General features: G+C 73.5%; 6 protein-coding genes and 1 pseudogene. 4 read left to right on the top strand and 3 right to left on the bottom strand.

Translation table 11 applies throughout. The features are described from left to right. Window positions 1–388, bottom strand: a pseudogene (locus DT057_RS36065) (hypothetical protein); the annotation flags it as partial. A gap of 276 nt (window positions 389–664) precedes the next feature. On the opposite strand from DT057_RS36065, the gene DT057_RS07550 reads away from it, so the two are divergent. Beyond that, complete coding sequence (locus DT057_RS07550) at window positions 665–1,264, top strand: superoxide dismutase (protein ID WP_128561462.1); 600 nt, start codon at window positions 665–667, stop codon at window positions 1,262–1,264. A 76-nt stretch (window positions 1,265–1,340) separates the two neighbouring features. Here DT057_RS07550 and DT057_RS07545 read toward each other — a convergent pair whose 3' ends face one another. Beyond that, entirely contained in the window at window positions 1,341–2,222 is an 882-nt protein-coding gene (locus DT057_RS07545; protein WP_128561461.1) for a ChbG/HpnK family deacetylase, read from the bottom strand. A 94-nt stretch (window positions 2,223–2,316) separates the two neighbouring features. On the opposite strand from DT057_RS07545, the gene DT057_RS07540 reads away from it, so the two are divergent. The 3 genes from DT057_RS07540 to DT057_RS07530 all read left to right on the top strand — a co-directional run bounded on the left by DT057_RS07540 (window position 2,317) and on the right by DT057_RS07530 (window position 5,836). After that, entirely contained in the window at window positions 2,317–3,348 is a 1,032-nt protein-coding gene (locus DT057_RS07540) for a glycosyltransferase family 2 protein (protein WP_128561460.1), read from the top strand. Window positions 3,349–3,523: 175 nt separating this feature from the next. Continuing rightward, entirely contained in the window at window positions 3,524–5,053 is a 1,530-nt protein-coding gene (gene murJ / locus DT057_RS07535; RefSeq protein ID WP_128561459.1) for a murein biosynthesis integral membrane protein MurJ, read from the top strand. A 105-nt stretch (window positions 5,054–5,158) separates the two neighbouring features. Continuing rightward, complete coding sequence (locus DT057_RS07530) at window positions 5,159–5,836, top strand: haloacid dehalogenase type II (protein WP_128561458.1); 678 nt, start codon at window positions 5,159–5,161, stop codon at window positions 5,834–5,836. A 3-nt stretch (window positions 5,837–5,839) separates the two neighbouring features. Here DT057_RS07530 and tcuC read toward each other — a convergent pair whose 3' ends face one another. Continuing rightward, window positions 5,840–7,162 (bottom strand): MFS transporter, encoded by a 1,323-nt coding sequence (tcuC, locus tag DT057_RS07525; RefSeq protein ID WP_128561457.1) that lies wholly within the window; start codon window positions 7,160–7,162, stop codon window positions 5,840–5,842. Window positions 7,163–7,466: the final 304 nt, after the last annotated feature.

Genomic DNA, 7,466 nt, shown 5'->3' with positions numbered 1-7,466 from the left:
CCGGGGCGAGGCCGGCCCCGGCGAGGGCCGCCGCGACGGGCGGCACGGCGAGCGCCGCGGTCTCCGGCAGGGTGTGCGCCGGCACGGCGGGCGACGCGGATATGGGGTCGGGCATCCGCGGGGGTGCGGCCGGGAGGCCGGGCAGCGCGGGCTCGCTGCGTCCCCCCCTGGCGCCCGCGCCGGCCGCGGCGAGCACGCGCTCGATCCGCCCGAGGCGCGCCACGACCGCCGTGAGGCCGAGCAGGACCGCCCCGCCGGACGCCGCCACGGTGCCGGCGATCACCATCGTCCACCCGATCTCGAGGCGCACGAAGGGGATGCCCTGGAGCAGGGCGGCGAGGCCGCCGAGGAGCATCGCGAGGGCGAGCACGAACAACGCAACGATCATCAGACTCTCAAGGAACGGCAACGCGGCCCCGGCAGCACCGGGAACGGGACGCGAGGAGGCCCCCACGGGGCGGGTTACGGCTCAGATTAAGGACGTGCGCCGCTTTTGCAAAATCCGGCCCGGCGGCGGCGCCCGAAACCCGCGCGCAAAAGCCCGGACGGCGCGTCCCCGGCGTTGCCGGAGCCGCACCGCCGACTTACCTAACGCGCGGGTGCCGCGGCGGCGCCACCGATGCGGCCGCGGATCTTTCCCCTTCGTGCGATCCGGAGACACGCTATGGCCTTCACGCTGCCCGAACTGCCCTACGCCTACGACGCGCTGCAGCCCTACATGTCGAAGGAGACCCTCGAGTTCCACCACGACAAGCACCACAAGGCCTACGTCGACACCGGCAACAAGCTCCTCGAGGGCTCCGAGCTCGCCGGCAAGAGCGTCGAGGAGGTGGTGAAGGCGGCCTACGGGCAGAACCAGCCCCTCTTCAACAACGCCGGCCAGCACTACAACCACATCCACTTCTGGCAGTGGATGAAGCCGAACGGCGGCGGGGCGATCCCGGGCGCCCTCGAGAAGAAGATCGCCGAGGACCTCGGCGGCACCGACAAGTTCAAGGCCGACTTCATCCAGGCCGGGATCTCGCAGTTCGGCTCCGGCTGGGCCTGGCTCGCCGTGAAGAACGGCAAGCTCGAGATCGTCAAGACGCCGAACGGCGAGAACCCGCTCGTGCACGGCGCCAAGCCGATCCTCGGCGTCGACGTCTGGGAGCACTCCTACTACATCGACTACCGCAACCGGCGCCCCGACTACCTCAAGGCATTCATCGAGAACCTGGTGAACTGGGAGCACGTCGAGGCCATGTACGGCGAGGCGACGGCCTGAGCGGCCGGGTCCGGCGGGGCTGCGAGGACCCGCGACCCTGCCGCCGCGGGAGGGACGAGGCGTCCCTCCCCACCCGTCAGGCCGGCGCCGGGACGAGGCGGAGGCCTTCCCGCTCCAGGAACGCGGCGAAGCGGTCGGAGGCGAGGTAGGCCTGCTCGAGGGGCCGGCTCGCCACCACGGGGTCGAGCGCCCGCAGGTCGTCGTCGACGAGGCCCGGGTGGCACATCACCACCGGGGCGGGACCGAGCGCCGCGAAGGCCCGCTCGAAGGACGCCGCGAACCCCTCGTCCGCCGCGGACCCGTCGTCCGCCGCGGACCCTTCGCCGGCCGCGAAGTCCGAGAACCCCGAGAAGCCGCGGTTGGTCGCGAAGCCCGCCCCCGCGGCGGCTCGCCGGAAGCCGAGGCCGAGGGCCGCCACCAGCCCGGCCTTCGCCGCGAAGGCGCGGGCGCGGATCGCGGCGGGCCTCTCGCCCGGGTCCCGCAGCCAGAGCCGTCCCCGCCATCCCCGCCCGGCGAGCGCCGCCAGGAGGGGGCCCCGCACGCCCGGCAGGACGTGGACGTGCTGGTGCCCGTCGACGAAGTCGGGCGGGCGCCCCATCGCCGCCACGAAGGCGTCGAGCTGGCGCTCGACCTCGTCCCGGACCTCGCCCCGGTCGAGGCCGCCCGCGAAGGCCGCCCGCATCAGGCGCCCGAGGGGCGGCAGCCGGCCCGCGGGCGCGAGGCGCGGCATCGGCCCGATCGCCTCGCCGGCCGTCAGGGTGAGGTGGAGGCCGGTCCCGATCCGCCCGGCGAGTTCCCGCAGGGGCGGCGCCGCGACCCGGAAGGCCGGGATGTTGGTCATGGCGCCGGTGGCGGAGACCCGTCCGGCGCGCGCCAGGGCGAGGATGCCCCGGCTGACGCCCGGGCTGAGGCCGTAATCGTCGGCGCACAGAACCAGCGGGCGCCGTTCAGGTGACATGGTCTAGAACCTGTCCTTGAGCCGCCGGTCGAAACCGGCTCTTGATGCGAGAGGCCGGCCCCGTGCCGGCAGACGTCACCGGAGGGACGGCGCCGTGGAGCTGTTCAGACACCCCGAGCCGGTCGACCTCAGCGTGGTCATACCGGTCTACAACGAGAGCGCCAACGTCGAGCCGCTCCTCGCCCGCCTGCTGCCCGTGCTGGAGCGCCTCACGCCCTCCTACGAGGTGGTGTTCGTCGACGACGGCAGCCAGGACGGCACCGCCGCGGCGATCGCGCGCCGGCACGCCGAGGAGCCCCGGGTCGGCGCGGTCTCGTTCAGCCGCAACTTCGGCAAGGAGATCGCCATCGCGGCGGGCCTTGACCACGCCCATGGCCGCGCCGTGGTGATCATGGACGCCGACCTTCAGCACCCGCCCGAGCTGATCGCGACCTTCTGGGAGCGCTGGCGCGAGGGCAACGTGATGGTCTACGCCCAGCGCACGGACCGCGCCGACGAGACCGCCCTGCGCCGGGGCTTCGCCCACCTCTACTACCGGCTGTTCGCCCGCTTCGGCGAGATGCCGCTGCCCGAGGGCGCGGGCGACTTCCGCCTCATCGACCAGAGGGGCGTCGAGGTGCTGCGCTCCCTGCCCGAGCGCGCCCGCTTCTCCAAGGGCCTCTACTCCTGGATCGGGTTCCGCTCGGTGGGCGTGCCCTACACGGTCGAGGAGCGCCGGCACGGCACCTCGAAGTGGAGCTTCCGCAAGCTCTTCCGCTTCGCCTTCGACGGCATCACCTCGTTCTCGACGGTGCCGCTGCGGGTCTGGACCTACATCGGCGGCGCGGTCGCCGCCCTCGCCCTGGTGGCCGCCCTCTACTTCATCGCCGACACCCTGATGCGCGGCCCCGACGTGCCGGGCTACGCCTCGCTCATTGTCTCGGTGATGTTCCTGTCCGGCGTGCAGCTGATGTCCCTCGGGATCATCGGCGAGTATATCGGCCGCATCTTCGCGGAGGTGAAGCGGCGCCCGCTCTACGTCGTGGCCGAGCGCATCGGGCCGGCCGCCGCCGGCCAGGCCGGCGCGATCCGCGACGACCGCCGCGGCGGGCGGCCCGAGCGCGCGAGCTTCACGGGGGCGCTCTGACCCGGTGCCGGCCCGGCGCGGCGGTCCGCGCCGTGGCCGCCTCGCGCCCCGTCCCGCGTGATTGGGCAGCCCCGCGTGATAGGCTGGCCCCGCGCGATTCGCGCGCCCGCCCGTCCTCCCGGCGGGTGGCGCCGGCGCGCCGGCAACAGAGACGAGTGACCGAGCCCACCCCTCCATGATCCGCAGCATTCTCTCGGTCGGCGGCTGGACGCTGGTGTCCCGGGGCACCGGTTTCCTGCGCGACGTCGTCATGGCGGCCGTGATGGGCGCGGGCCCGATCGCCGACGCCTTCGTGGTGGCGTTCCGCCTGCCCAACCACTTCCGGGCCATCTTCGGCGAGGGCGCCTTCAACGTCGCGTTCGTGCCGACCTACGCGGGCCTCGACGGCGCCGGGGCGCCGGGCGCCGCCAAGGCCTTCGCCGACCGGGTCTTCACCCTGATGCTGCTGGTGCAGGTCCTCGTGCTGGCCCTGGCGCTGCCGCTGATGCCGGCGGTCGTGCGGGCCCTCGCCCCGGGCTTCGCGGACGAGCCGGAGAAGTTCGCCCTCGCGGTGGCGCTCACCCGCATCACCTTCCCGTACCTGCTGTTCATCACGCTGGTGACGCTGCTCTCGGGCATCCTCAACGCCCGGCGGCGCTTCGCTGCGGCGGCGGCCGCCCCGGTCCTCCTCAACCTCTCCCTCCTCGTCGCCCTGGGGCTCGCCTTCCTGTTCCCGAACGCCGCCTACGCGGCGGCCTGGGGCGTGGCGGTGTCGGGCGTGCTGCAATTCGGGCTCGTGCTGGCGGATGCGCGCCGGGCCGGCCTCGCGCCCGCCCTGGTCCGCCCGACCCTGGCGGATGCCGGGATGCGGCGGTTCTTCCGGATGCTCGGGCCGGCCGTGGTCGGCTCGGCCGGCGTGCAGATCGCGATGTTCGCCGACACCATCATCGCGTCCTTCCTGCCGACCGGCGCCGTCTCGGCGCTCTACTACGCCGACAGGCTCTACCAGCTGCCGTTCGGGGTCATCGGCATCGCGGCCGGCACGGTGCTGCTGCCGGAGATGAGCCGGCGGCTCGCGGCCGGCGACGCCGACGCGGCCCACGCGGCCCAGAACCGGGCCACCGGCTTCTCGCTCGCCCTCTCGGCGCCCTTCGCGGTCGCCTTCCTGCTGGTGCCCGACCTGATCATGGCGGCGCTGTTCCAGCGCGGCGCCTTCGACGCGCAGGCCGCCGCCCGGGCCGGCTCCGTGCTCGCCGCCTACGGCCTCGCGCTCCCGGCGGCGGTGCTGATCCGCAGCATCGTGGCGAGCTTCTACGCGCGCCACGACACCCGCACGCCGGTGATGGCCTCCCTGACGGCGGTCGCCGTCAACGTCGCCCTCAAGGTGGTGCTCACCGAGCCCCTCGGCGTGATGGGGCTCGCCCTCGCGACGGCCGCCGGGGTCTGGGTCAACGTGCTGATCCTGTTCGCCCTCGCCCGGCGCCGCGGCTGGACCGCGCCGAGCCGCACCCTGATCGTCACCGCCTGCGGCGTGCTGGCCGCCTGCGCGGCCCTCGCGGCCTGCACGCTCGGGGGCCTGCCCCTGATCGAGCGCCTGATCCCCTCCCTGCCGCGCTTTCGCGAGCTCGCGGTCCTGTCGGTCCTCGGCCTGACCGGCCTCGTCGCCTACGCGGCGACGCTGCTCGCCGCGCTGCGGCTGTTCGGGGTGCGGCTGCGCCGGGTGTGACGGGGCGCCGGCCCTCCCCCGCGCCGGGGCGCCGCGCGGGGGCGGACGGACCCGGCCGGACCGGCGTATCGTGGCGGCCCGCGCCGCCCTCCCGCGAGGTCCCCCATGCCGCTCTCCGCCCCCTTCGCGCACGCCCGCGCCGTGGTCTTCGACGCCTACGGCACGCTGCTCGACGTCCACTCCGCCGTGCAGCGCCACGCCGCCGCGATCGGGCCCGACGCGCGCGCGCTCTCCGAGACCTGGCGCCAGAAGCAGCTCGAATATTCCTGGGTGCTCTCGCTCTGCGGCCGCTACGCGCCGTTCCGGACCCTGACCGAACGGGCCCTCGACTACGCGCTGGCCCGGCACCCGGGCGTCGCTGCCGGCCTGCGGCCCGCCCTCCTCGCCGCCTACGAGGCCCTCGACGCCTACCCGGAGGTGCCCGCGACCCTGGGCGCCCTGCGCCGGCGCGGGCTCGCGACCGCGATCCTGTCGAACGGCGACCCGGCGATGCTCGGCGCGGCGGTGGGGGCGGCCGGGCTCGGGGACCACCTCGACGCCGTGCTCTCGGTCGACCCGGCCGCGACCTTCAAGACGAGCCCGCGGGCCTACGACCTCGCGCCCGCGCGCCTCGGCATCGGCCGGGACGCGATCGTGTTCGTGTCCTCGAACCGCTGGGACGTCGCCGGCGCCGTCGCGTACGTCCTCGCGACGGTGTGGGTCAACCGGGCCGGGCTGCCGGACGAGTACCCGGACCTCGCCCCGGCCCGGGTGATCGGCAGCCTGGAGGCGCTGCTCGCCTGAGCCTCACTCCCCGGGGACCGGCCGCGGGCTGCCGGCCGGGAGGGCGGCGCCGGCGGGGGCGCCCTTGCGGTAGATGATCAGCGTGGCGACGAGCCCGGCCGCGCCCCCGAACGCCACCCAGATGCCGGGCGCGGCCTTGTTGCCGGTGGCCTCGATGAGCCAGGTCGACACGACCGGCGTGAAGCCGCCGAACACCGCGGTGGCGAGGGAGTAGGCGAGCGAGAAGCCGGCCGTGCGCACGTCGGCCGGCACGATCTCGGTCAGGGCCACCACCATGGCGCCGTTGTAGCTCCCGTACAGGAACGACAGCCACAGGAGCGTGATCAGCATATTGACGAACGAGGTGTTGGCCACGAGCCAGGCCAGCGCCGGGTAGGCCGTGAGCGCGGCGAGCGCCGAGAAGACGAGCAGGATCGGCTTGCGGCCGATCCGGTCCGAGAGCGCCCCCATCACGGGCAGCCAGAACAGGTTCGACAGGGCGACGCAGAAGGTCACGATCAGGCTGTCGGTCTCCGACAGCTTCAGCACGTTGCGCCCGAAGGTCGGGGTGTAGACCGTGATGGCGTAGAACGAGATCGTGGTCATCGAGACCAGCAGCATGCCGAGCAGCACGATGCGCCAGTTCTGCCCGAGCGAGCTGAAGACCTGGCTGAGGGAAGGCCGCTGCTTGCGCTCCAGGAACTCCCGGGTCTCCTCGAGCGAGCGCCGGATGTAGAACAGGAACGGCACGATCAGGCAGCCGATGAAGAACGGCACCCGCCAGCCCCAGTCCGACATCTCGGCCGGCATCAGGGTGCGGTTGAGGGCGTAGCCGATCACGGCCGCCACCATCACGGCGACCTGCTGGCTGCCGGACTGCCAGGAGACGTAGAAGCCCTTGTGGCCCGGGGTCGCCATCTCGGAGAGGTAGACCGACACGCCGCCGAGCTCGACGCCCGCCGAGAAGCCCTGGAGCAGGCGCCCGATCAGGACGAGGAACGGCGCCGCGAGGCCGATCGTCTGGTAGGAGGGCACGAAGGCGATCAGGATGGTGCCGGCCGCCATGATCGCCAGCGTCACGATCAGTCCCGTGCGGCGGCCGATCCGGTCGACGTAGGCGCCGAGGAAGATCGCCCCGAGGGGCCGCATCAGGAAGCCGGCCCCGAAGGTCATGAAGGTCAGCATCAGGGAGGCGAACTCGTTGCCCGCCGGGAAGAACGCCTTCGAGATGTAGCTGGCGTAGATGCCGAACAGGAAGAAGTCGAACATCTCCAGGAAGTTGCCGCTCGTGACGCGCAGCACCGTGGCGACCTTCGACGTCGACGCGTCGTGGACCGGACCCGCCATCTCCACCTCCCTGGACCCTGCTTGGCCTGAGCGATCTGTCTACCGCGATCGCCGTCACGTCCGATAGCGAAAATTAATCCCTCACAGCCGGTTGCGGCGGGGCGAGGCGGGCGTGACGCGGGGGCGGACGGCGGTGGCGCGCCGGCAGGCTCCGGGCGCGGCGCGGCGCGGCAGCGCGGGAACCAGCGGGCCGGGCCGCGCCGATAACCTCCCGTTCACGACGCCCGCAATCCCGGCCACCGGATTCACCACCCGTTGACGGCGCCGGACGCCAGATGAGGCGTCAGAAGCAGGGTTCCGCGAC

It is taken from the genome of Methylobacterium crusticola (assembly GCF_003574465.1).
GTDB lineage: Bacteria > Pseudomonadota > Alphaproteobacteria > Rhizobiales > Beijerinckiaceae > Methylobacterium > Methylobacterium crusticola.
Note: the sequence above shows the minus strand (reverse complement) of the source record. Positions and strands in the feature narration are given on the sequence as shown.